The sequence below is a fragment of the Pseudomonas sp. Marseille-Q0931 genome (assembly GCF_940789645.1).
Classification (GTDB): domain Bacteria; phylum Pseudomonadota; class Gammaproteobacteria; order Pseudomonadales; family Pseudomonadaceae; genus Aquipseudomonas.
This window is the reverse complement of the sequence record NZ_CALNWT010000006.1, coordinates 77993-97926: the sequence shown is the minus strand read 5'-3', so window position 1 is coordinate 97926 and position 19934 is coordinate 77993. Positions and strand designations below refer to the sequence as shown.

17 protein-coding genes and 3 tRNA genes are annotated in these 19934 nt (G+C 64.3%); 14 read left to right on the top strand and 6 right to left on the bottom strand.

Annotated elements, in window-relative coordinates; all coding sequences use genetic code 11:
* Positions 1–38: 38 nt before the first annotated feature.
* Both ngg and P3C50_RS12535 read right to left on the bottom strand, forming a co-directional pair.
* Positions 39–1778, bottom strand: coding sequence for an N-acetylglutaminylglutamine synthetase (gene ngg, locus P3C50_RS12540; RefSeq protein ID WP_275546261.1), 1740 nt, complete (start codon positions 1776–1778; stop codon positions 39–41).
* A gap of 130 nt (positions 1779–1908) precedes the next feature.
* A complete protein-coding gene (locus P3C50_RS12535) occupies positions 1909–3678 on the bottom strand; it encodes an N-acetylglutaminylglutamine amidotransferase (RefSeq protein WP_275546260.1) in 1770 nt (589 codons plus the stop codon).
* A 108-nt stretch (positions 3679–3786) separates the two neighbouring features.
* Here P3C50_RS12535 and P3C50_RS12530 point away from each other — a divergent pair, with 108 nt between their 5' ends.
* From P3C50_RS12530 to P3C50_RS12515, 4 genes are all read left to right on the top strand, one after another.
* Complete coding sequence (locus P3C50_RS12530; RefSeq protein ID WP_197857921.1) at positions 3787–4260, top strand: MarR family winged helix-turn-helix transcriptional regulator; 474 nt, start codon at positions 3787–3789, stop codon at positions 4258–4260.
* Positions 4261–4349: 89 nt separating this feature from the next.
* A tRNA-Val gene (locus P3C50_RS12525) sits at positions 4350–4425 on the top strand.
* Between the two features lie 31 nt (positions 4426–4456).
* A tRNA-Asp gene (locus P3C50_RS12520) sits at positions 4457–4533 on the top strand.
* Between the two features lie 107 nt (positions 4534–4640).
* Positions 4641–4717, top strand: a tRNA-Asp gene (locus tag P3C50_RS12515).
* A 225-nt stretch (positions 4718–4942) separates the two neighbouring features.
* Here the strand turns inward: P3C50_RS12515 and P3C50_RS12510 are convergent.
* Together P3C50_RS12510 and P3C50_RS12505 are read right to left on the bottom strand one after the other, a co-directional pair.
* A complete protein-coding gene (locus P3C50_RS12510; RefSeq protein ID WP_275546259.1) occupies positions 4943–5989 on the bottom strand; it encodes an AraC family transcriptional regulator in 1047 nt (348 codons plus the stop codon).
* Positions 5986–7011: a carbon-nitrogen hydrolase family protein gene (locus P3C50_RS12505; protein ID WP_275546269.1), complete on the bottom strand. Its 1026-nt coding sequence runs from the start codon at positions 7009–7011 to the stop codon at positions 5986–5988. Before P3C50_RS12505 ends, P3C50_RS12510 begins: the two co-directional genes overlap by 4 nt.
* A gap of 202 nt (positions 7012–7213) precedes the next feature.
* On the opposite strand from P3C50_RS12505, the gene P3C50_RS12500 reads away from it, so the two are divergent.
* Both P3C50_RS12500 and P3C50_RS12495 read left to right on the top strand, forming a co-directional pair.
* A complete protein-coding gene (locus P3C50_RS12500) occupies positions 7214–9247 on the top strand; it encodes an NADPH-dependent 2,4-dienoyl-CoA reductase (RefSeq protein WP_275546258.1) in 2034 nt (677 codons plus the stop codon).
* Positions 9248–9516: 269 nt separating this feature from the next.
* Positions 9517–9948, top strand: coding sequence for a nuclear transport factor 2 family protein (locus P3C50_RS12495; protein ID WP_275546257.1), 432 nt, complete (start codon positions 9517–9519; stop codon positions 9946–9948).
* Between the two features lie 37 nt (positions 9949–9985).
* Here P3C50_RS12495 and P3C50_RS12490 read toward each other — a convergent pair whose 3' ends face one another.
* Positions 9986–10942 carry a TAXI family TRAP transporter solute-binding subunit gene (locus P3C50_RS12490; RefSeq protein ID WP_275546256.1) on the bottom strand — a complete coding sequence of 319 codons (957 nt, stop codon included), beginning with the start codon at positions 10940–10942 and terminating at the stop codon, positions 9986–9988.
* 501 nt (positions 10943–11443) lie between these two features.
* Here P3C50_RS12490 and P3C50_RS12485 point away from each other — a divergent pair.
* The 3 genes from P3C50_RS12485 to P3C50_RS12475 are packed head-to-tail and all read left to right on the top strand — an operon-like array spanning position 11444 to position 14887.
* Positions 11444–12811, top strand: a complete 1368-nt coding sequence (locus P3C50_RS12485; RefSeq protein WP_275546255.1) for a chromosome partitioning protein ParA — start codon at positions 11444–11446, stop codon at positions 12809–12811.
* A gap of 50 nt (positions 12812–12861) precedes the next feature.
* Positions 12862–13755 carry a 1-aminocyclopropane-1-carboxylate deaminase/D-cysteine desulfhydrase gene (locus P3C50_RS12480; RefSeq protein WP_275546254.1) on the top strand — a complete coding sequence of 298 codons (894 nt, stop codon included), beginning with the start codon at positions 12862–12864 and terminating at the stop codon, positions 13753–13755.
* A 22-nt stretch (positions 13756–13777) separates the two neighbouring features.
* Positions 13778–14887: a cyclic nucleotide-binding domain-containing protein gene (locus P3C50_RS12475; RefSeq protein ID WP_275546253.1), complete on the top strand. Its 1110-nt coding sequence runs from the start codon at positions 13778–13780 to the stop codon at positions 14885–14887.
* Between the two features lie 79 nt (positions 14888–14966).
* Here P3C50_RS12475 and P3C50_RS12470 read toward each other — a convergent pair whose 3' ends face one another.
* Positions 14967–15899: a DUF1853 family protein gene (locus P3C50_RS12470; protein ID WP_275546252.1), complete on the bottom strand. Its 933-nt coding sequence runs from the start codon at positions 15897–15899 to the stop codon at positions 14967–14969.
* A 93-nt stretch (positions 15900–15992) separates the two neighbouring features.
* Between P3C50_RS12470 and P3C50_RS12465 the strand changes: the two genes are divergently transcribed.
* The 5 genes from P3C50_RS12465 (at position 15993) to P3C50_RS12445 (ending at position 19897) form a co-directional block, all read left to right on the top strand.
* Positions 15993–16880, top strand: a complete 888-nt coding sequence (locus P3C50_RS12465; protein WP_275546251.1) for an NAD(+) kinase — start codon at positions 15993–15995, stop codon at positions 16878–16880.
* Complete coding sequence (locus P3C50_RS12460) at positions 16881–17855, top strand: metallophosphoesterase (RefSeq protein ID WP_275546250.1); 975 nt, start codon at positions 16881–16883, stop codon at positions 17853–17855.
* A complete protein-coding gene (locus P3C50_RS12455; RefSeq protein ID WP_275546249.1) occupies positions 17852–18706 on the top strand; it encodes a rhomboid family intramembrane serine protease in 855 nt (284 codons plus the stop codon). Before P3C50_RS12460 ends, P3C50_RS12455 begins: the two co-directional genes overlap by 4 nt.
* Before the next feature lie 91 nt (positions 18707–18797).
* Complete coding sequence (locus P3C50_RS12450; RefSeq protein WP_275546248.1) at positions 18798–19061, top strand: YeaC family protein; 264 nt, start codon at positions 18798–18800, stop codon at positions 19059–19061.
* Positions 19061–19897 (top strand): DUF2797 domain-containing protein, encoded by an 837-nt coding sequence (locus tag P3C50_RS12445; protein ID WP_275546247.1) that lies wholly within the window; start codon positions 19061–19063, stop codon positions 19895–19897. The genes P3C50_RS12450 and P3C50_RS12445 overlap by 1 nt, the downstream gene beginning before the upstream one ends.
* The last annotated feature ends 37 nt before the right edge of the window (positions 19898–19934 follow it).

Sequence of the window (19934 nt, the reverse complement as noted above, 5' to 3'; positions counted from 1 at the left end):
CCTCTCCCGTGTGCGGGAGAGGGCCGGGGGGAGAGTGTTCAGCTCGTTGCCTGGCTGAGCGGGAACAGCAGGTCGACGAAGCGCTCGGCCGTCGGCTGCGGTTCGTGGTTGGCCAGGCCGGCCCGTTCGTTGGCCTCGATGAACACGTAGTCGGGCTGATCGGCTGCAGGCACCAGCAGGTCGAGGCCGACCACCGGGATTTCCAGGGCGCGGGCAGCCTTGATCGCCGCGTCGCGCAGTGCCGGATGAAGAATCGCGGTGACGTCTTCCAGGGTGCCGCCGGTATGCAGGTTGGCGGTCTTGCGCACCGCCAGGCGCTGGCCGGCTGGCAGCACGCTGTCGTAGTCGAGGCCGGCACCGTGCAGGGTACGCAGGGTTTCGGCGTCCTTGGGAATGCGGCTTTCGCCGCCGGTGGCGGCCTGGCGGCGGCGGCTCTGGGCATCGATCAGCTCGCCGATGCTGTGGCGGCTATCGCCGATGATTTCCGCCGGGCGTCGGATAGCGGCAGCCACCACTTCGTAGCCGATTACCAGGATGCGCAGATCGTGGCCCTGGTGATAGCTCTCCAGCAGCACGCGCTGGTCGAACACGCGGGCGCGCTCGATGGCTTCCTGCACTTCAGCCGGCGTGCGCAGGTCGACTGCCACGCCCTGGCCCTGTTCGCCGTCCACCGGTTTGACCACCACCGAGCCATGTTCGGCGAGGAAGGTGGCATTGTCCTCGGCGTTTGCGGCCAGGCGTTGCGCCGGAACGCTGAGGCCGGCACGCGACAGGGCGCGGTGGGTCAGGCGCTTGTCCTGGCACAGCGTCATGCTCACGGCGCTGGTGAGGTCGCACAGCGACTCCCGGCAACGGATGCGTCGGCCACCATGGCTGAGGGTGAACAGCCCGGCTTCGGCGTCGTCCACCTGCACCTCGATACCGCGACGCAGCGCTTCGTCGACGATGATGCGCGCGTAGGGGTTGAGTTCGGCTTGCGGGCCGGGGCCGAGAAACAGCGGCTGGTTGATGCCGTTCTTGCGCTTGAGGCTGAAGGTCTGCAGCTCGCGAAAGCCCAGCTTGGCGTAGAGCTTCTTGGCCTGCTTGTTGTCGTGCAGCACCGACAGGTCAAGGTAGCTCAGGCCACGGCTCATGCCGTGTTCGATCAGGTGGCGCACCAGCACTTCGCCGACGCCCGGGCGGCTGCACTGCGGATCGACCGCCAGGCACCAGAGGCTGCTGCCGTTTTCCGGGTCATGGAAGGCGCGCTGATGGTTGAGGCCCATGACGCTGCCGATTACCGCGCCGCTGTCTTCGTCCTCGGCCAGCCAGTAGGTCGGGCCGCCGTCGTTGTAAGGCGTGAGTTTGGCCGGATCGATCGGCAGCATGCCGCGGGTCTGGTACAGGCAGTTGATCGCCTGCCAGTCCGCTTCGTTCTGCGCACGGCGAATGCGAAAGCCGCGGAAGCTGCGGCGCGCCGGACGGTAGTCGGTGAACCACAGGCGCAGCGTGTCGGAAGGGTCGAGAAACAGTTGCTGCGGCGCGTGGGCCAGCACCTGGTGCGGTGCGGCGACATACAGGGCGATATCGCGCTCGCCGGGTTGCTCGGCGAGCAGCGCCTCGGCCAGCACGGTGGGGTCCGGGTAAGTGTGGCCGATCAGCAGACGACCCCAGCCGCAATGGATGGCCTGCGGCTGGCTTGGCTGGCTGGCGTGATCTTCGGCCAGGCGCGCTTGCAGACGTTCGTAGGAGGGCGTCTGGCCGCGCAGCAGGCGTTGGTTGAAGGCAGTGGAGCGCATGGAATAGTCCCTGTCCGTGTTCACTACGTCCGGTCTGAGCCGGATCGTCATTGAGTCGCGACAAATCCCGGCTTTACCGGGCTACGACCATTGATCCTGCAAGAGCGGCCTAAAGGCCGCTCCGTCTCAGTTACAGACCCTGCTCGCTCAGCCACAGGTTGAGCGCCGCCAACTGCCACAGCTTGGAGCCGCGCAGGGGGGTGAGCTGGCTCTCTGGGTTAGTCAACAACTGATCGAGCATGTTCGGGTTGAACAGGCCGCGATCCTGGCTGGGGTCGAGCAGCAGGTCGCGCACCCAGCCGAGGGTGGCGCCTTCCAGGTGCTTGAGACCCGGTACCGGGAAGTAACCCTTTGGCCGGTCGATCACCTCGCTAGGGATGACCTTGCGCGCCGCTTCCTTGAGCACGTACTTGCCGCCTTCAGGCAGCTTGAACTGCGCCGGGATGCGCGCCGACAGCTCGGCCACGCGGTAATCGAGGAACGGCGTGCGCGCCTCCAGGCCCCAGGCCATGGTCATGTTGTCCACGCGCTTGACCGGGTCGTCGACCAGCATCACTGTGCTGTCCAGGCGCAGCGCCTTGTCCACCGCGGCGTCGGCGCCCGGCATGGCGAAGTGCTCGCGCACGAACTCGCCGGCCATGTCGCCGGTCAGCCAGGCGGGCTGCACGCAGGCCGCGTACTCGTCGTGCTCGCGGTCGAAGAAGGCTGCGCGGTAGGCGGCGAAGGCATCCTTGGCGCCATCGACCTGCGGGTACCAGTGGTAGCCGGCGAACAGTTCGTCGGCGCCCTGGCCGCTCTGGACCACCTTGCAGTGCTTGGCCACTTCACGCGAGAGCAGGTAAAAGGCGATGCAGTCGTGGCTAACCATCGGCTCGCTCATGGCGCGGAAGGCCTGCGGCAGTTGATCGAGAATCTCGTGCTCGCCGATGCGCAACTGATGGTGACGAGTGGCGAAGCGCTGGGCGATCAGGTCCGAATACTGGAACTCGTCGCCACGCTCGCCGCCGGCATCCTGAAAACCGATGGAGAAGGTCAGCAGATTCTCCACCCCGGCTTCGCGCAGCAGGCCGACCAGCATGCTTGAGTCGACGCCACCGGAGAGCAGCACGCCGACGTCCACGGCGGCACGCTGACGAATGGCCACGGCTTCGCGCATGGTTTCCAGCGTCAGGTCGCGCCATTCTTCCAGGCCGTACGCCGCTTCATCGCCTTGCGGGCCGAACTGCAGTGTCCACCAGGTCTTCTGCTCGATCTTGTTGTCGGCATCGATACGCATCCAGGTGGCCGGCGGCAGCTTCTCCACGCCCGCGAGGATGGTGCGCGGTGCGGGCACCACGGCATGGAAATTCAGGTAATGGTTGAGCGCGATCGGATCGAGCGTTCTGGCGATGTCGCCACCCTGCAGCAGGGCCGGCAGCGACGAGGCGAAACGCAGGCGCTCACCAGTGCGCGACAGGTACAGCGGTTTGACGCCGAGACGGTCGCGGGCGATGAACAGGCTCTGCTTGTCGCGCTCCCAGACGGCGAAGGCGAACATGCCGTTGAGCTTGGGTAGCAAGGCTTCGCCCCAGGCGTGATAGCCCTTGAGCAGTACTTCGGTGTCTCCGCCGGAGAAGAAACGATAACCCAGCGCTTCCAGTTCGCTGCGCAGCTCGGGGTAGTTGTAGATAGCGCCGTTGAACACCATCGACAGGCCGAGATCGCTGTCGATCATCGGCTGGCCCGAGGCTTCGGCCAGATCCATGATCTTCAGGCGGCGGTGACCGAGGGCGATGGGGCCCTGACTATGAAAGCCGTGGGCGTCAGGGCCGCGAGGGGCGAGGTGGTGGGTGATGCGCTCGACTGCCGCCAGGTCCGCGGGGCGTCGATCAAAACGTAGTTCTCCAGCTATTCCGCACATAATTCCTTACCGGTGTTGCCGTTGGGGAGTGGCTCGTGGCCGAGCCTTTTACACCAAAACAAGAAAATGCTTTCATGTCAAAGTGTTGGTGGTTAAGGATTGGTGTTTATGAGTGTTAAAAAAGTTCCTGCTGAAATAGATCTGTCATCTGTCATGGCCTTTGAAATGCCACTGTTCCAAGCGCTGCGGCGCCTGCAGCAGGCAGGGGAAGTGCATGCCAAGCGTCTGGCCCGTTTTGGTGGGCTGACGCCCATGCAGTTGATGATCCTGCAGGTACTGGCCAGCGAGACGCGCATGACCGCCAGCGTGCTCAGCAGTAGAGTCAGCCTGACGGCCGCGACCCTTTCCGGTTTGCTCGATCGCCTCGAAGAGCACGGTTTATTGCAGCGCCAGCGCGACGACCAGGATCGTCGACGGCAATGGCTGCTGATCAGCGATGCTGGCCGCGAGCTGATCCAGCAGGCGCCGACGCTGATGCCGCCGGAGTTCAATCAGCGTTTCGCCGTGCTCACCGACTGGGAGCGCCACAGTCTGACGGCGGCGTTGTTGAGGGCCGCCGAGCTGTGCGGCGAAATGGACTGAGTCCGACGCGCTTTTTTCAGAAAAAATTCAAGCAGGGTGTTGACTTAGCTTCGCCACCTGCATAAAGTGCGCGCCTCGCTAAGGCACATGGGTGGTTAGCTCAGCCGGGAGAGCATCTGCCTTACAAGCAGAGGGTCGGCGGTTCGATCCCGTCACCACCCACCATAGCGAATTCGGACGTAAGTCCGGCCGACGCGCAGCGGTAGTTCAGTCGGTTAGAATACCGGCCTGTCACGCCGGGGGTCGCGGGTTCGAGTCCCGTCCGCTGCGCCATTATTTGCCAGATCGACATTTGTCGGTTCGAGATGGAAAGCCCGCCAAGGGCGCCATCGGATGCTACAGAGTTTCAAGAGTTCTTTGGACGCAAGTCCAACCGACACGCAGCGGTAGTTCAGTCGGTTAGAATACCGGCCTGTCACGCCGGGGGTCGCGGGTTCGAGTCCCGTCCGCTGCGCCATATACGAAACCCGTCGATCGCAAGATCGACGGGTTTTTTATTGCCTGTCATTCGGGCGATGGCCCTGCGGCTTTTCGTCATCTTGTTTTCACGCGGGCAACGTAGCTTGCTATCGGACAGATGACACGAGTCGGGAGAACGACAGATGGACGATTATCAGGAAGAGTTGCTCGAGCGCGATGCCTTCGATCAGGACGTGACGGACGTAGACGACGCCACCGAACTCTATGCGTCGCCACTGGCGCGGCGTTGTGCGCGGCGATAGTCGCCCGGTGTTTGCCCAAGCCAGCGTTTGAAGGCGCGTTGGAACGCCTCGGCCGAGGCGAAGCCGAGCAGGTAGGCGATCTCGCCGAAAGCCAGCTCGGTGTCACGGATATAGGCCGTGGCCAGATCACGACGCGTGTCGTTGAGGATGGCGCGAAATTGTGTGCTTTCCTCCGCCAGCTTGCGCCGCAGCGTCCAGCTCGGCAGATGCAGGCTGCGTGCGACTTCATCCAAATCCGGTTCGTGGCCGTGCAGCAATGGCCCCAGTAGCTGGATCACCCGTTCACGCAGGCTGCGTGTGCGGGTCAGCTGATCCAGTTCGCGTTCACATAACTCCACGAGATGCCGCCAGGTGCCTGGGCAGTGCTGCGGATTGCGCTGTGCCAGGATTTCGTTGCCCAGGCGCAGGCGGTTGGCGCCGGCGCTGAACTCCACCGGGCAGCCGAACAGCGCCTCGTAGCGCTCACCATAGTCCGGCGCTGGAAATTCGATCTCGACCTTTTCCGGGATGACCGGGCGACCGACCACCTGGCCCAGGTTGGTTTGCCAACCGGCCAGCACCGAATCCACCACGAAGCGGTTGTAGGCGTTGTACGGACTGATGGAATAGAACTGCAGCCAGGCGCCACGGGCGTCCTCGCGAAAGTCCGAGCGGCCGCGGTAGTTGGCGGCATACAGCGGTTCGAAGCGCGTCAGCGTGCGCGCCGCTTCACGCAGATCAGGTGCCTGTGCGGCGCAGACGCCGGCCAGGCCGACCTGGCTCATACGGCTATGGCGGCCCATGTCCAGGCCCAGTGCCGGGTTACCACACAGGGCGATGGCGCTATGGCCGAGACGCATGAAGCGCGGGATCGACAGGCGCGCGCGAGGCTCGCTCAGGCGTGCGGCATCCAGGCCGAACTGTGCCAGCAACGGCTCGGGGTCCTGGCCTTGGGCGCGCAGCGCATCGGCCAGCGCCAGGGTGAAACCGACGGAGAGGTCGCCGAGACGAACGCGTGAGGCCTTCATAACCACAGGTTGATCAGTTGGGCGCCGCGTTCTTGGCTACTCCGCTCGCTGCTGCCGTCACGCAAAGCCAGCGCCTGGGACTGGCCGCTGCGCTCCCAGAGTCTGCCACGCAGATGGACTTGCATCCCTGCGCGAATGCCGTGGGCTTGCAGTCGCTCGCCGAGCTTGGATTCGTCCGTCTGGCCGTTCAGGTCGCTGGGCATGGCCAGCATCTCGATGGCTTCGCCGTCCGCGGTCATCGCCTGCGGAAGCTGGCCGATATCGCCACCGAGTAACACGCCCAGACGTCCGGCGGGCGTATCCAGCACTTGCAGGGAATCTGCCTTACCGGTGCGGAGCGCGCCGGCATCGAAGGTGTGCCGTTGTGGCTGGCCCAGCGGGTTGCCGGCCCGGTCGAATACCAGGCTGACGTTGTAGAGCGGCCCGCGCCCGACTTCGAGGCGACCCAGTTCCACTCGGGGTTCGGGCAGGACGATGGAGCCGGCCACCAAGGTGATCTGGTAGTCGCGGGCCAGGTCGCCGAACAGTTGCTGGTAGTCGTGCGCCATCGATTTCGCCTTGGTCCGCAGCAGGGCGTCTTCGACGCGCGCGTCGCTTCCGGCATCCAGTAGCGCACCGAGGTAATCCAGCGGATTGGTCGCTGCCAGCCAGTGCATGGCCTCACGGCGTTCGGCGGCGCGATGGAGCTCTTGCTTCTCGCCGACGGCGAGCAGCCAGGTACCGATATGTTCGGGCAGCACGACGACGGTGCGCTGGTTGAGCAGGCCCTGGTCACGGGCGTGGTCCAGGTAGGCAGCCAGTTTCAGACGCAGGCGAGCGAGGCTCTGGTAGTCGGCGGCGAACAGTTCCGGCTGGATGCCCAGCAGGTTACCGCGCGGGCCGGGTTGGCCGATATCTAGCACGACCTGGCTGCGCAGGTCGGACAGGTAATGGCCGCTGGGGCGTTGTTCGATCCAGTGGGCATAGCTGCCGAGACCGGCCAGCAGCGCGAGCGAGAGCAATAGGGTGATCAGTAGGCGCATTTCGAGGTGTTCGGCTTCGTTGCGGTGCAGGTTAGGTCGGTCGAGCCACGCTGCCAAGCAGGATTGCTATTTTTGATCATTATCTTGTCAGTTTCGATCATTGAGCCTGGCTGGCAGCCTCTTTATCGTCTGGCTGCATAACCGACCGCGTGCCCATGAGACCGCGGCAATCCGTGAACTGCACCGCGATGTGGAGATATCCATGACTGCTCGTTACCCGCACCTGCTGGCCCCGCTCGACCTCGGGTTCACCACGCTGAAGAACCGCACGCTGATGGGCTCCATGCACACTGGCCTGGAAGAGAAGCCGGGCGGCTTCGAGCGCATGGCGGCCTACTTCGCCGAGCGTGCCCGTGGCGGCGTCGGCCTGATGGTCACCGGCGGCATCGGCCCGAACGAGGAGGGCGGCGTGTACGCCGGCGCGGCCAAGCTGAGCACGGTCGAGGAGGCGGAGAAGCACAAGATCGTCACCCAGGCCGTGCACGAGGCCGGCGGCAAGATCTGCATGCAGATCCTGCATGCCGGGCGCTATGCCTACAGCCCGAAATCCGTGGCGCCGAGCGCCATCCAGGCGCCGATCAACCCGTTCAAGCCGCATGAGCTGGACGAGGAGGGCATCGAGAAGCAGATCGCCGACTTCGTCAATTGCGCGGCGCTGGCCCAGCAGGCCGGCTACGACGGCGTCGAGGTGATGGGCTCGGAAGGCTACTTCATCAACCAGTTCCTGGTGGCTCACACCAACCACCGTACCGACCGCTGGGGCGGCAGCTACGAGAACCGTATGCGCCTGCCGGTGGCGATCGTCCGCCGCGTGCGCGAGGCGGTCGGTCCGAACTTCATCATCATCTATCGCCTGTCGATGCTCGACCTGGTCGAGGGCGGCAGCACCTGGGATGAGATCGTGCTGTTGGCCAAGGCCATCGAGCAGGCTGGCGCCACCCTGATCAACACCGGTATCGGCTGGCACGAGGCGCGTATCCCGACCATCGCCACCAAGGTGCCGCGCGCGGCCTTCACCAAGGTCACTGCCAAGCTCAGAGGCGAAGTCGGCATCCCGCTGATCACCACCAACCGCATCAACACCCCGGAAGTGGCCGAGCAGGTGCTGGCTGAAGGCGATGCCGACATGGTGTCCATGGCGCGCCCCTTCCTCGCCGACCCGGACTTCGTCAACAAGGCTGCCGAAGGCCGCGCGGACGAGATCAACACCTGCATCGGCTGCAACCAGGCCTGCCTTGATCATACCTTCGGCGGCAAACTGACCAGTTGCCTGGTCAACCCGCGCGCCTGCCATGAGACCGAGTTGAACTACATTCCCACTGCCGCAGTGAAGAAGATCGCCGTGGTCGGCGCCGGCCCGGCCGGCCTCGCTGCTTCCACCGTCGCGGCCGAGCGTGGCCACAGCGTGACCCTGTTCGATTCGGCCAGCGAAATCGGCGGCCAGTTCAATGTGGCCAAGCGTGTACCGGGCAAGGAAGAGTTCTTTGAAACCCTGCGCTACTTCAAGCGCAAGCTGGAGACCACTGGTGTCGATTTGCGCCTGAACACCCGCGTGTCGGTGGAGGACCTGGTCAAGGGCGGCTTCGACGAGATCATCCTGGCCACCGGTATCGCCCCGCGCACCCCGGAGATTCCGGGGATCGAGCATGCAAAGGTGATTGGATACCTGGACGCGATTCTCGAGCGCAAGCCGGTCGGCCAGAAGGTCGCGGTGATCGGCGCTGGCGGTATCGGCTTCGACGTCTCCGAGTTCATCACTCACCAGGGCAAGGCCACCAGCCTCGACCGTAACGAGTTCTGGAAGGAATGGGGTATCGATACCGCGCTCGAAGCACGTGGTGGCGTGGCAGGCATTCAGGCGCATCCGCACCCGGCGGCGCGTGAGGTGTTCCTGCTGCAGCGCAAGAAGACCAAGGTCGGCGATGGCCTGGGCAAGACCACCGGCTGGATTCACCGCACCGGCCTGAAGAACAAGAACGTGCAAATGCTCAACTCGGTCGAGTACCTCAAGGTCGATGACGCCGGCCTGCATATCCGCATCGCTGGTGGCGATGAGCAGGTGCTGCCGGTCGACACCGTGATCGTCTGCGCCGGCCAGGACCCGCTGCGTGAGCTGCAGGAAGGGTTGCAGAGCGCCGGTCAGAGCGTACATCTGGTCGGCGGGGCTGATGTCGCTGCCGAGCTCGATGCCAAGCGGGCGATCAACCAGGGTTCGCGCCTGGCGGTCGAACTCTGATCGACGCAGCGCCCCCTTAGTGCGGGTAATACTGTTCACTTAATAAACGGTCGAGCGCGATCAGTCCCCTCGCCCCTTTGGGGGAGAGGGCTAGGGAAAGGGGAAACTGGCAGTTTTGCGGTGTTTTCAGCCCTCTCCCCCGGCCCCTCTCCACTAGGCGTGCCCCGAATAAATGGGAGACGGGAGCCAAACGCGTGCAGCCCTAAGTGAAAGCATTACGCCCAGTGCGGGGCGCTGGCTATCTGGCCGACAACAACAAGGAGAAGCCGATGTCTCTCAATGCCCAGCTACAACCTGCCGTCGCAGCCGGCCTCGCACGCTGGCATCAGTTCATTGCCGCCAAGGACCTCAGCGCCTTGCCCGAACTGCTGCACCCACAGGCGGTGTTCCGCTCGCCCATGGCGCATACCCCTTATCCAGGTGCGCAGGCGGTGAATCTGATCCTCAATACGGTGCTCACGGTGTTCGAGGACTTTGCCTATCACCGTGAGCTGGCGACGGCCGACGGCCTCAATGTGGTGCTGGAATTTTCCGCTCGGGTAGGCGAGCGCGAGTTGAAAGGCATCGACATGATCCGTTTCGACGAGTCGGGACGGATCGTCGAATTCGAAGTCATGGTGCGTCCGATGAGCGGGCTGCAGGCGCTCGGCGCGGAAATGGCGCAGCGTCTGGCGCCGTTTCTCGCTGCCGCCAAGGGCTGAGATCACGCAGCCCGCCGCAGGGGCGGGCGCGTTCTCGCTATTTGAGTACGCCGACTTCGCGATAGTAGCGCTCCGCGCCGGGATGCAGCGGAATCGGCAGGCCATTGATCGCCCGCTCAAGCCTGATGGCCTTGGCGGCCGGGTGGGCGTCGGCCAGGCGGTCGAGGTTTTCGAACAGTAGCCGGGTCATCTGATAGGCCATGTCATCGGAAACGCTGGTCTGGCTCACCAGAACGTTGGTGATGGTCGCCGTCGTCACGTCGTTGGCCTGGCCCTGATAGGTGCCGGCGGGAATGATGCCTGACTGATAGGCGCCGCTGCCGATGCGCGACACCACCTGTTCCGGAATGGCGACGAAGGTGATCGGCACGCGCTCGGCCAATTCGTGAATCGCCGCCATGCCCAGGCCGGCCGACTGCAGGGTGGCATCCAGCTGGCCTTTTTCGATCAGCTCGACCGACTCGGCGTAGGGCTTGAACTGCACCTGCCCCATGTCCGCGTAGCTCAGGCCGGCGGCCTTGAAGATCGCCCGGGCGTTGAGCTCTGTGCCCGAACGTGGCGCCCCGACGGAAATACGCTTGCCGCGCAGATCTTCCAGGCTGGTAATGCCCGATGCCTGGCTGGCGACGATCTGGATGTAGTTCGGGTAGACCCCGGCGATGGCGCGTAGGCGGTCACGCGGCGCCCTGAAGCCGGCTTCCTCGTCGCCTTTCCACGCATCGGCTACCGAGTCGCCGAGGGCGAAGGCCAACTGGCCACGGGCGATCTGCAACAGGTTGAGGTTCTCCACCGAGGCTTTGGTGGCGCGCACACTGGTGGTCGAGCCTTCTATGTTCTCGCTGTACAGCTCGGACAGGCTCATGCCCAGCGGGTAATACACGCCGCTGGTGCCGCCGGTGAGGATGTTGATCGAGGCTGGATTGGCGTGAGCGTTGGGGCTGTTGGCCAGGATCGCGGCAGCGACGAACAGGCCAACACGCTTGGTTAAGCGCATGGGGAATCTCCGTTAGTTATTGTTGTTTTCTGAGCGAGGGGCGCGTCAGTGCCGTGGGGCGTGTGCCACGGCGGGAAGGGCAATCACCCAGCGGGGCGAGGAGCAAGGAGTGGCAGGGAAAGAATGGCGGAACATGGCTGACCTCTTGTTTTTTTATCAGTCCGGCCGCGCGTCAGGGGCGCGGGCTCGGAGGGTGCCGAGCAGATCACGTGCCAGGTTGTCGCAACGCGGTTGCAGAGCGGATGAGGCCACTGATGCACGTCTCGATAGGCGGATATTTGCTCGTTGGATAGGCTTGATTGGCAATAATCCGCTGGTCGGCCAGTGTGGTCTGGCCGCTTTCGGCTGTGCGCTCCTGTCACATTTTGGTGTCAGTGGCGGCTATCCCGCCTGGCTCGCAGAATGAGTGCCAACCCAGTCACATTGCTCCGGGTGGGTTTTCCCCTAGACTTGCCTGACCGATCAGGACGGTATATTCCCCGTGGGTTCAGAGGGTCTTCGATGAGCATGCAGAACAAGCCGCAGATGGTGGAAGCCGTGATGTTCTTCAGTGAACGCGGTATCTGCAAACAGATGATGTTCCCTGAATTCGAAGCCTTGCTCGACGGCGTGGTGAACATGCCCGAGTTCGCCGACGAAGAGATGCGCGCGGTGTTCGTGGCGATCAACCCACGTCTGCTGGTGCGGTCGGCGGTATTCTTCCTGCTGGATTTCGACGAGGACGGCCGCCCCGACAAGGGCTGGAACATTCCTCTGCAGCATCTGGCCGAGCGCGCCGGCCGTGGCCCGGATCTCGGTGCCGGGCCGATTCGCCTGGCTTGTCGCAGCCAGTGCCCGGTGTCCTGGCATCAGATGCACCTATGGGACCCCAGCCTGGCGCCGGGGCAGAACGATCTGGTGTTGCTGCGTGATGCGGTCAAGCGCAATCAGCTCGGGCTTCTGGTCGAGGACGACAGTACCCAGGCGGTGGTTGCCGAACGTCTGCAGGTGGCCTCCGAAGACAAGTGGTATGCCCCGGACCCGGCCAAGGAGGTGGCCGACCAATTGGCGCAGAAGATGGATCAGGAACACCGCGCCAAGACTGCGCAACTGATTCAGCAGCAGCGTCTGCGCATCACCAGCCTGACCCAGCAGCATGAGGAAGAGCTGGCCAAACTCAAGTTGGCCAGCGAGGAGCAGAGCAAGCAACTGCAGGCACAGCTGCATGGCCTGCACCAGGCGCTGCGCCAGCAGGAGGCGCTCAACGCCAATCTCAAGGCGCAACTGGCGGCTCAGGCCGAAAGCTACCAGAGCAGCCGCGAGGAAATGACGCAGCAGCTGCGTGCCCTGGAGCGCCACGGGCGTACCGAGGGCGATATTCTGCGCGCGCAGTTCGACGGCGAGGTGCGCGCCAAGGTCGCCGCGGCCGTGGCCGAATACAAGGAGCAGATCGCCGTGCGTGACGTCGAACTGGCCTATCGCAACGAGCTGGATGCGCAACTGCAGGCAGAGATCGAGCGCCTCAAGCGTGAGCGCGATGCCTTCGCCAGCCAGGGCGGTGATCAGGTGCTGGAGCGGCTGGCCAAGCTCGGCGTGGTGTTCGTGGTGTACCATCCCGGTGCTGGGCACCTGACCATTGCGCTGCAGGATGTTGCCCGTTATCAGGACAACCCCATGGCCTACGCCGCCGGCAAATGCTTCGTTTCCGAAGAACAGTACCGCCAATGGCTGGCGCATTATCAACAGCCCAGCTGCGATGCGACCTTGCCCAGTGGTGAGCGCTGCGCCATCCCCATCGACCGTATCGACACGCCCAGTCGTTTCACCTTGGGTGATTCGAACTGCTGTACGCGGCACAAGGCGAGCAGTCGTCTGCGTACCGTCAGCTGATTTTGCCGATACACATTCCCCACTGGCGCCCACAGGCGCCGTTGCACCCCGTGAAGCTGCCCTGGCTCGAGGCGGCCGGCGTCGAGCTGGCCTGCCTGCGCCTCGATCTGGTCGACCCGCTGGTGTCAGGCAACAAATGGTTCAAGCTCGCGCCTTATCTCGAACAGGCGGCGGGCGCAGGCGCGCAGGGGGTGATCAGCCTCGGTGGTGCACACTCCAATCACCTGCATGCGCTGGCCGCTGCGGGGCAGCGTTTTGGCTTCGCCACCGTCGGTTTGCTGCGTGGTGAAGCGCAGCGGACGCCGACCGTCGATGACCTGCAACGCATGGGTATGGAGCTGCACTGGCTGGGTTATGGCGGCTATCGCGCGCGCCATCAGCCGGATTTCTGGGCGCCCTGGCTGGAACGCTACAGCGGTTTTCAGACGATAGGCGAAGGTGGCCTGGGTTTGCCCGGTGCCCGAGGTTGCAGCACGCTGGTGGAGATGGCCGAAATACAGCTGAGCACAATCGGCTGGGACGATTTCGATGCCTGGTGGCTGGCCGCCGGGACCGGCACCACGCTAGCCGGAGTGGTGCTGGGAGAGAGGCGACGCACCGTGTTCGGTGCACTGGCCGTGCCGGGGGACCATGGCGTCGCTGCCCAGGTCGCCACGCTGCTGGAGGAGGCCGGTGAGGCGCAGCGGCGCTACCAGTTGGTCGATGCCTCGCGCGGCGGTTTTGCCCGGCTCGACGAGCCGCTGCGCCAGTTCATCCTGCACACCGAAGGTGCCAGTGATCTGCCGCTGGAGCCGGTGTATACCGGCAAGGCGCTGATGGCGCTGCGCGATTTCTGCGAGCGTGGTCAACTTGCGCGCGGCAGTCGGCTGATCTTCATTCATACTGGCGGCTTGCAGGGGCGTCGAGCGCTGATGGGCGCAGACGCCGACTACACTCAGGTCTGACCAGCGGAGCCTGGAAACCCACATGAGCGAACCCCTTACCCCCGAACAGCTACGCAGCCTGACGCCGCTCAATGTGCTCTCCGAGCAGCAATGGCGCGAGTTGCGTAGCCAGTTGGTGCCGCAACCCCTGCTGGCCGGGCAGTTGCTGTTTCGCCAGGGGGACCAGGCGCGCCTGACCTGCTATCTGCTGGCCGGCGAGCTGCAGTTGCAGGACGCCGAGGGGCGTACGCAGACGGTTCAGGCCGGCAGCGAGATCAGCTGTCATCCGTTGTCCCCGGGCTTGCCGCGCCTGCAGGAGGCGCGCGCCGTGACCGACCTCAGCGTGCTGATGATCGACAGCGCTACTCTGGATCGCCTGTTGACCTGGCGTCTGGCGCATCAGGACCTGCTGCTGGCGCTGCAACAAAGTGGCGCCGACATCGAATGGCTGGAGCGGCTGTTGGAAAACCCGCTGTTTGCCAAGGTGCCGCCGACCAACGTGCAGAACATGCTGGCTCGCCTGCAAAGAATCGAGCTTGCGGCCGGCAGCCAGGTTCTTGAAGAGGGTGCCAGCGGTGATTGCTGTTATTTCCTGGAAAGTGGTCGCGCCGAGGTGATTCGAAGTGCCGGCAGCGATCGTCAGGTGCTGGCTGAACTGGAAGTGGGCGCCTGTTTCGGCGAGGAAGCGCTGCTGGCCGACCGGCCACGCAATGCCACGGTGACCATGGTCGAGGCCGGCAGTGTGCTGCGTCTGGATCGCCAGGATTTCTTCGCCCTGCTCAAGGCGCCCGTGGTGGCCGAGGTATCGCTGGGTGAGGCGGCCAGGTTGCTGGCGCAGGGCGCGCAGTGGCTCGACGTGCGCCTGTTGGAAGAATACGAGAAGGCGCATGCGCCCCAGTCCCTGCACATGCCGTTGCAGCTGCTGCGCCTGAAGGCGCGTCTGCTGGATCGATCACGTACCTATCTGTGCTACTGCGACAGCGGCAAACGCAGCAGCAGTGCGGTGTTTCTCCTTTCGCAACTGGGTTACAGCGTTTACGCCTTGCGTGAAGGGCTGGATGGTCTGCCGGCGGTGCAACGCGATGCACTGCTCTGCGAAAGCGGTGCTGGGTATCTGGCGCGTTCCGGCGGGCGTACCGAGCGCAGTCGTTGAGCAGCGCTGGCTCTGGGGCAAGCGTAGCCCGGATGAAAGCCGGGGATTGCAGGCGCATGCGTCCCGGATCGCATCCGGGCTACGAGGGCGTCGGCCATTGATCGCTGACCAGAAAGATCCGCTCGACTTCTCGCCAGTCTCCCGCCCGATCCTCTTCCAGGCGTACCAATAATTGCGCCTGGGCCTCGTGCCGTAACAGGCTCAGCCATTGCTGGAACATTGCTACGGACCAGACCTCGTCAGTCTTCAGCAGCGCCGGGGCCAGCCAGGTCAGCCTTGGCAGCGGTTGCCAGCGGGCATCCGGCCTCGCCGCGGCGAAGGCGTCCCAGTCGCGCCGATGCAGCCAGCCGCCCCGACAATGTCCAGGCATCGCGCCGCGAGGCGCTGGGCAACTGCCGGGCCAGGGATAGAACAGATAGCCGCCAAGCCAGAAGGCCGGGCGGGCCTCGCTCACTTGCAGCTCGTTCAGCGGTCCCCTGGCTTCGCGCCGCGACGACAGGGGCAATTGGTGATGCGCCAGATGGCTCAGTTTCAGGTCGAGTCGATCATGGCTGCCAGGCCCGAGCCAATCGGCGGCATCACTGCTGGCGGTACCCAGATAGAACTTCACCGCCAGCTCCAGATGATGTTCGCCTTCCTCGTCGCGCAACAGCAGATCCAGCTCGCCGAGGGTGCGACCGCCGTGGCGGATCGGCACATTGGCGGCAATCACTTCGACGTCCGTTGCGGCATGCAGGGTGAACTGCCATAGGCGCTCGTAATAAAGGCCCAAACGCCGTAGCGGTTTTACCGCCAGCCAGGCGTGCAGGGCGCCGGCATCGCGGTCCTGTTGCACAAGCCAGTCTGCCAGGCGCTGCGGCTGCCGACTCCAGACACTGGCTTGCAGGGGATGACGCTGGACTTTCGTGGTCTCACCCAGCAGAGGCGGTGAGAGCAGTGCCCAGGCCAGGTCGCGTACCGCTGGGGTGCGCAGGCCGGGCAGCAGGTCATGCAGCGTGACGGAAACATTCATGGCCCGAGCATAGCGCAGTCGCAGGGCTGGTTTGCTGCGGTGCGGGCCTTTGGCCGATAATCACCCATCGTTTATCTGTCTGGCGGGAGTCCCATGGAGCAATTTCGCAATGTCGGCATCATCGGGCGCCTGGGGAGCACGCGGGTTCTGGATACCGTGCGCCGCCTCAAGCGCTTTCTGATTGACCGCCACCTGCATGTGATTCTCGAGGACACCATCGCCGATTTGCTGCCGGGGCATGGCCTGCAGACGTCTTCGCGCAAGATGCTCGGCGAGGTTTGCGACCTGGTGATCGTCGTCGGTGGCGACGGCAGCATGCTCGGTGCGGCGCGTGCCTTGGCGCGGCACAAGGTCCCGGTGCTGGGGATCAACCGCGGCAGCCTGGGCTTTCTCACCGACATCCGCCCCGACGAGCTGGAATTGAAGGTAGCCCAGGTGCTCGAAGGCCAGTACCTGACCGAGAACCGCTTCCTGCTCGAAGCCGAGGTGCGCCGCCAGGGCGAAGCCATCGGCCAGGGCGATGCGCTCAACGATGTCGTGCTGCATCCCGGCAAATCGACGCGGATGATCGAGTTCGAGCTGTATATCGATGGCCAGTTCGTCTGCAGCCAGAAGGCCGACGGCCTGATCGTCGCCACGCCTACCGGCTCGACCGCTTATGCGTTGTCCGCTGGCGGGCCGATCATGCATCCCAAGCTCGATGCCATCGTGGTGGTGCCGATGTACCCGCACACCCTGTCCAGCCGGCCCATCGTGGTCGACGGCAACAGCGAGCTGAAGGTGGTGGTGTCGCCGGACATGACCATCTATCCGCAGGTGTCCTGCGACGGCCAGAACCATTTCACCTGCGCGCCGGGCGACACCCTGCATGTGGCCAAGAAGGCGCAGAAGCTGCGCCTGATCCATCCGCTGGATCACAACTACTACGAGGTCTGCCGCACCAAGCTCGGTTGGGGCAGCCGCCTGGGAGGACAGGACTGAATGTCCCTCGACCCCCATCGTGGCTATGACCTGATCGGTGATATCCACGGTTGTGCGCGCACACTGGAACGCCTGCTCGAACGCCTGGGTTACAGCCGGCAGAGCGGCGTGTGGCGCCACCCAACGCGTATGGCGATCTTCCTCGGTGATCTGGTCGACCGCGGCCCTGGTATTCGCCAAGCCCTGCACCTTGTGCACGACATGGTGCGTGCCGGCCAGGCGCTGTGCATCATGGGCAATCACGAGTTCAACGCCCTGGGCTGGAGCACGCCGGCGCCACCGGGCAGTGGTCGCCAGTACGTGCGTGAACACAGCCCGCGCCACCAGCGCCTGATGCGCGAGACATTGGCTCAGTTCGAGGATCATCCGCAGGAATGGCGCGAATTTCTCCAGTGGTTCTACGAGATGCCGCTGTTCCTCGATGCCGGGCATTTTCGCGTCGTGCATGCCTGCTGGGACGCCGAGCTGATCGCGCCGCTCCAGGCACAGTTCCCCGATGGCTGTATCGACGAGCACTTCCTGCAGGCCTCGGCCGTGCCCGGCAGTTTCGCCAACATGGCGCTCGATCGTCTGCTGCGCGGCACCGATATGCGCCTGCCGCATGGCCTGACGCTGACCAGCGGTGATGGTTTCACCCGTTCCTATTTCCGCACCAAGTTCTGGGAGGAGGACCCACAGACCTACGGCGATATCGTCTTCCAGCCCGATGCCTTGCCGGAACTGGCGGCGCAAACACCCCTGACCGAACTGCAGAAGGATGCGCTGCTCAGGTATGGAGCGCACGAGCCGCTGCTGTTCGTCGGCCACTACTGGCGGCGTGGCAAGCCGGCACCGATTCGAGCGAACCTGGCCTGCCTGGACTACAGCGCGGTGGTCGGAGGTCGTCTGGTGGCTTACCGCCTGGATCAGGAAACGCGTCTGGATGCGGGTAAATTCGTCTGGGTCGATGTCGACCCGCAGGAGGCGCCGCGATGACGGCCGTGGTCGTACTGCGTTTGCCGCTGGACGCTGATTTGAGCGGTTTCGTCGCGTTGCTGCAGCGCCTGCGCGTGCCGCACCGGGTGGCGGAAGAGGGCGGACAGCAGGTGCTCTGGGTGCCGGGGCAGGAGCTCGCCGAACAGGTGCGCGAACTTTACGCACGTCACCCGCAGGGCGATGCGGCGGCGCAAATGCCGCCCAGCCCGCTACCGGCGCGCGAGGGTTTCCTTGCCCAGTTGCGGCGTAGCCCGGTGACGGCCCTGGTGCTGCTGAGCACCTTTATCGTGTTCGCCGTGACGCTGGCGGGCGAGAATTTTTCCACCATTCGCTGGCTGAGCTTCGTCGACTTTCGTATCGACGGCGAGCACATCTATCTCACCTATCTGGACGCCACGCTCGACAGCGGTCAGTGGTGGCGATTGATCTCACCGATGCTGATCCACTTCGGCTGGCTGCACCTGGCGATGAACAGCCTGTGGTACTGGGAGCTGGGCCGGCGCATCGAGTTTCGCCAGGGCGCGATCGGCCTGCTTGGCCTGACCCTGCTGTTCGGCCTGGCCTCGAATTTCGCTCAATACTGGTGGGCCGGGCCTTCGCTGTTCGGTGGCCTGTCCGGCGTGCTTTACGGCCTGCTCGGGCATTGCTGGATCTACCAGCGCCTGGCGCCGAATCCGGCGTATCGCCTGCCGCCCGGCGTGCTGGTGATGATGCTGGCCTGGCTGGCGATCTGCATGACCGGCATCTTCGAGCTGCTGCAATTCGGCGCCATTGCCAACGCCGCGCATGTTGGCGGCCTGCTCGCCGGCTGCGTGACCGGGCTGCTTGGCGGTATGCTGGCCAGACGCTGATATGAACGCCTGTTTCGCTGTAGGCGGGGTAGCCCGCCGCAGCAGTGTTTTTGCGGGTTTCACCCGCCCTACGATTGACCTGGAGACCCGTATGTCATCCTTTCTCGATGCGATTGAAAACATCACCCCGGAAATCTACGAGAGCCTCAAGCTGGCCGTGGAGATCGGCAAATGGCCCGATGGCCGCAAGCTGACCCAGGAGCAGAAGGAACTGAGCCTGCAGGCAATGATCGCCTGGGAAATGCAGAACCTGCCCGAGGAAGAGCGCACCGGCTATATGGGTGAGCAAGCGTGCAAGTCCAAGTCCGAGCCGGTCCCCAACCTGCTGTTCAGCTCATCGGAAACCCTTCACTGATGACTGAGCTTGGACGAGGCTCGCTGAGCAAGATGAAGGCGCACCTGGATGCGCCGGTGCAATACGCCTTCCGTCTTGGCGACGAAGAAGTACCGGTCAACCCGCTGGTGGGCAAGCACCTGCGCCTGGAGTATCTCGGCGCCATCCATTGCAGCCATTGCGGGCGCAGAACCAAGACCAGCTTCAGCCAGGGCTACTGCTACCCCTGCATGCAGAAGCTGGCGCAGTGCGACATCTGCATCATGAGCCCGGAGAAATGTCACTACGACGCCGGCACCTGCCGCGAGCCGAACTGGGGCGAGCAGTTCTGCATGACCGACCATATCGTCTACCTGGCCAACTCCAGTGGCGTGAAGGTGGGTATCACCCGCGCCACTCAGGTGCCGACGCGCTGGATCGACCAGGGCGCGACTCAAGCGCTGCCCATTCTGCGTGTGGCGACTCGGCAGCAGTCAGGCTTCGTCGAAGATCTATTGCGTAGCCAGGTGGCGGACAAGACCAACTGGCGCGCATTGCTCAAGGGCGATGCCGCCCCGGTCGACCTGCTGGCGATTCGTGAGCAGTTGTTCGATAGCTGCGGCGCGGGCATCAGCGAGCTGCAGCAGCGCTTCGGCCTGCAGGCCATTCAGCCGCTGTCCGCCGCCGAGGTGCTGGAAATTCGTTACCCCATCGAGGCCTACCCGGCCAAGATCACCAGCTTCAATCTGGACAAGCAGCCCCTGGCCGAGGGTACCCTGCTCGGTATCAAGGGCCAGTACCTGATGTTCGACACCGGCGTGATCAATATCCGCAAGTACACTGCCTACCAGTTGGCCATCCACGAGATCGCCGCCTGACCCCCGATTGCCACCGGCGCCCGAGGCGCCGCAGACG

Coding starts and splice junctions, on each gene's coding strand:
- ngg (WP_275546261.1), bottom strand. CDS start 1,778: ATGCGCTCCACTGCCTTCAACCAACGCCTGCTGCGCGGCCAGACGCCC.
- P3C50_RS12475 (WP_275546253.1), top strand. CDS start 13,778: ATGAGCGAACCCCTTACCCCCGAACAGCTACGCAGCCTGACGCCGCTC.
- P3C50_RS12490 (WP_275546256.1), bottom strand. CDS start 10,942: ATGCGCTTAACCAAGCGTGTTGGCCTGTTCGTCGCTGCCGCGATCCTG.
- P3C50_RS12495 (WP_275546257.1), top strand. CDS start 9,517: ATGTCTCTCAATGCCCAGCTACAACCTGCCGTCGCAGCCGGCCTCGCA.
- P3C50_RS12470 (WP_275546252.1), bottom strand. CDS start 15,899: ATGAATGTTTCCGTCACGCTGCATGACCTGCTGCCCGGCCTGCGCACC.
- P3C50_RS12455 (WP_275546249.1), top strand. CDS start 17,852: ATGACGGCCGTGGTCGTACTGCGTTTGCCGCTGGACGCTGATTTGAGC.
- P3C50_RS12485 (WP_275546255.1), top strand. CDS start 11,444: ATGAGCATGCAGAACAAGCCGCAGATGGTGGAAGCCGTGATGTTCTTC.
- P3C50_RS12505 (WP_275546269.1), bottom strand. CDS start 7,011: ATGCGCCTACTGATCACCCTATTGCTCTCGCTCGCGCTGCTGGCCGGT.
- P3C50_RS12535 (WP_275546260.1), bottom strand. CDS start 3,678: ATGTGCGGAATAGCTGGAGAACTACGTTTTGATCGACGCCCCGCGGAC.
- P3C50_RS12450 (WP_275546248.1), top strand. CDS start 18,798: ATGTCATCCTTTCTCGATGCGATTGAAAACATCACCCCGGAAATCTAC.
- P3C50_RS12460 (WP_275546250.1), top strand. CDS start 16,881: ATGTCCCTCGACCCCCATCGTGGCTATGACCTGATCGGTGATATCCAC.
- P3C50_RS12510 (WP_275546259.1), bottom strand. CDS start 5,989: ATGAAGGCCTCACGCGTTCGTCTCGGCGACCTCTCCGTCGGTTTCACC.
- P3C50_RS12465 (WP_275546251.1), top strand. CDS start 15,993: ATGGAGCAATTTCGCAATGTCGGCATCATCGGGCGCCTGGGGAGCACG.
- P3C50_RS12500 (WP_275546258.1), top strand. CDS start 7,214: ATGACTGCTCGTTACCCGCACCTGCTGGCCCCGCTCGACCTCGGGTTC.
- P3C50_RS12445 (WP_275546247.1), top strand. CDS start 19,061: ATGACTGAGCTTGGACGAGGCTCGCTGAGCAAGATGAAGGCGCACCTG.
- P3C50_RS12530 (WP_197857921.1), top strand. CDS start 3,787: ATGAGTGTTAAAAAAGTTCCTGCTGAAATAGATCTGTCATCTGTCATG.